General features: G+C 56.2%; 1 protein-coding gene. It reads right to left on the bottom strand.

The window, feature by feature from the left end; genetic code table 11:
* Positions 1-553: 553 nt before the first annotated feature.
* On the bottom strand, positions 554-2,994 hold a 2,441-nt coding region (locus tag VGN12_14215), incomplete at its 5' end, for an AAA family ATPase (GenBank protein HEY4310601.1).

Genomic DNA, 2,994 nt, shown 5'->3' with positions numbered 1-2,994 from the left:
ACGCAGCAACTCGCTGGCTCTGGACCTACAACAACGAAAGACCGAACATGGCGCTGGGCGGCATCACGCCCATGCAGAAGTTGGCGATGGCTGCATGATCGTTTTCCACTTCTGATCCCCGCTAAAAACGGGGGGATTACCGGATGATCCGTGAGTGTAGTCTTGAGATGCCTAAACGCCATTCATAAGCCGCGAACAAAGTGCACCGCGCCTTGGGATTCGGGCGTGCAGTGCGCGCAAAGGCTACGTCAAAACTAGCGTTCTGGACAGATCATGTCCGCCCCCAGCCAATAGCTGTCGCTCACAACCACACAAGCACTTGCTCGATAGCAGACGTTAACATTCTGATAAGTAACAGAGGCACACGCGCAGCTACGAAATCGGCATCCACTAAACCTATGAGATTGTCACGGCAACCTAGCTTCGCAGAAATTAATATCAAGGCCGTCAATGAGCCTGCGTCATATCGAATCGTGTCCAGAATTCTTCCAGCTCTTGAGTTCGCTCCGGGGCGACGCCTCCGGGCATGTTCCTACCGGCAAATGGCATTGTCTTATTTGCCACGGCGCCTGTTGATCGCTTTAACCCAGGCGTCGAGTTCCTCAATGTCGGCTTTTAGTTCCGCAGGTTTCGGAACAGGAGCCGGTGCCGCCGCAGATTGATCGTGGCCGCGCAACCATGCCGAACATTTCGACATGCCTTTTTCAACGGCCTTGCAATCCTCCTCCGTAATATCGGCAAGTGCGATGATCTGCTGTGTTTGCACACCCGGACGGAAACGCTCAACGACGCCTCCAAGCAAAACCTCTTCAAGTCCGCGTTCCCATGCCTCTCTGAGAAGACCGTACAGGTTCTTCGTCTCTTTCTCGTACTGATCCTGATTCCCATCCCGGTAAAGTTTATCCGCAGACTGCCACTCATTTCTGACATGACCTATTCGCTTCTTTACAGCCATCGCCGCCCAAGGAAGCTCATCCATGCAAACGCCAGCACCTTTTGATGTGTACCGCACATGCTGGTCGTTGGGCACGACGCCCATATCCTTCGCGGCCTGATGGAGCGTCAGCAGGAACACAACATCATGGGTAAAGACAATAACCTGCCGCGCTTTCGATTCCTGAACCAGTCGTGCGGCGACAGCCCGTCGCCATCTCACATCCAGTGAAGACACTGGATCGTCGAACACAATTCCGGAGGGATCGTCTGCCGTACTCAACTCGGCAAAGAATGCCGCGATGGAAAGACACCGCTGTTCCCCCTCGCTGACAACCTTTGGCAACACCACGCCTGGTGCGCGCGTGAGTGCAAGCTTGTGGTAGAAAACGCCTTCCGAACCGCCGGCCTCCTTAAGCTCAACCTCGACATGCGTAAAGTCGAGACCAATCAGCTCTTCCCGGAAGCGCGACTTCAGTCGCTCCGATACCGTCGCCTTCGTGATGGCGGAGCCCTTCTGGGTAATCGTCGTCGGCTTGGTTTCTTCGATGCACTGACCGAATGCGGCGATCTTCTTTTTACGTTCAATCTCGTCGAGAAGGGTCTGCTCATACTTGCCGAGCAGGATCCTGGCATTCAGTTCGCGTAACTCGGTCTCCATCGCTTTGCGCTTCGCCGCGGCTTCTGGGTCCCGCAAGGATTTGATCCGGGCGTCAATATCCTGCGCGACACCTTCAGCATCCTTCGATGCAACCGAAAGTGCGGGACAACTCGCCGCAGGATCGTTGTTGTTTCCGAGGGCTGCAACGACGGCCGCGCGGCGTTTTTCATTCTGTGCAGTGGCAGCGTCGACGCGATCCGCTACCGTTTCATGTTCAAGGCGCATTTCAGCGAGCGTTGCTGCAATGGCATCGGTCTTTGTCGTCAGAGTGGAAATTGCGTTTCGGCGCTTGGTGAATTCCTCGCGTAGCTGACGAAGCTCACGCTCTGTCGTGGACATGACGAATTCTTGAAATTGTTTGAGCCGGTGGGCCGCCGCGTGCTCGAGGTCCTGCTGACACAGGACGCATTTTGCGCAGTCATCGACAACAGGAAAGGACTTGCCCTGATAGGCCTGCTGCTCTGAAAATTGTCTGGCCGAGTCCCACATTCCCTTCCAATGGTCACCACCCGTCCCGGCAAGCACACCTTCCGGAAACGTCGCCTCACGCAGGCGCTTCGCCTCAGCGCTCTTCCGCCCGCCGTCGGCTCTGAGGTTGAGCACGTCTGTTACGGCTTTCTCGCCAAGAGCTGACTCCAGCCCTTGGAGATGCTCTATCAGGGTACGGACACGACCGGCGCGAAGCGTCAGTTGCTTGAGGAGCTTTTCCGGATCATTGGCTTGAAGATCCTTAAGTGTCTGTTCGAATAGAGCGCGTTTCTTTTCCTCCTCTTCTGAAAGCCGTGTCACCGCCAGCACGGCTTCCGGCTTGGTAAGCGCCGTGATTCCGTTCACGAGTCTTGCAGCAGCAGTTCCTTCCGGAATAGCGGGAACGATTGCCGCTAACGCATTGGAATTGAGAGCGCGCTGGTCCGCTTCGAGGACAGTCCGGACGGCCTTGCTGGCCTTGACGAGCTTGTCGAACAGATCGAGCCCGAACGGAAGGAACGCCACGTTGGTCTTGTCGTTGAGATAGACAGTGGCGCAGTGCGTATCGAAGACGCTGACACGCGAGATAAACTCATCGGGGTCTCCTCCTGTCCACGCGCGCGGCGCCGGGTCTGTCCCGACCTTGTATTTGATTGCGACATCAAGTTTCGGGGGAGCAGTGCCGGACACGACGTTGCCCAGAATCTCTTCCCGACCCCGCGCCTGGCAAGCGCGCTTGAGGATGCGCGTGTATCCCGTCTTCCCGGCTCCATTGTCGCCGTAGACAATGGTTGAACCTCCCCCGATTTCGTGGACACCCTCATAAGGTGGACAATATCGGGATCGGAGGTTTGAGATGTCAGAGAAGAAGTCACGAAAGCAGTACAGCGACGAGTACAAGTCCGAGGCGGTTCGCCTGGTCAAAGATTCGG

Source organism: Pirellulales bacterium (genome assembly GCA_036499395.1).
In the GTDB taxonomy this organism is placed as follows: domain Bacteria; phylum Planctomycetota; class Planctomycetia; order Pirellulales; family JACPPG01; genus JACPPG01.
The sequence above is the reverse complement of the archived record's forward strand: the minus strand, read 5'-3'. Positions and strand labels throughout refer to the sequence as shown.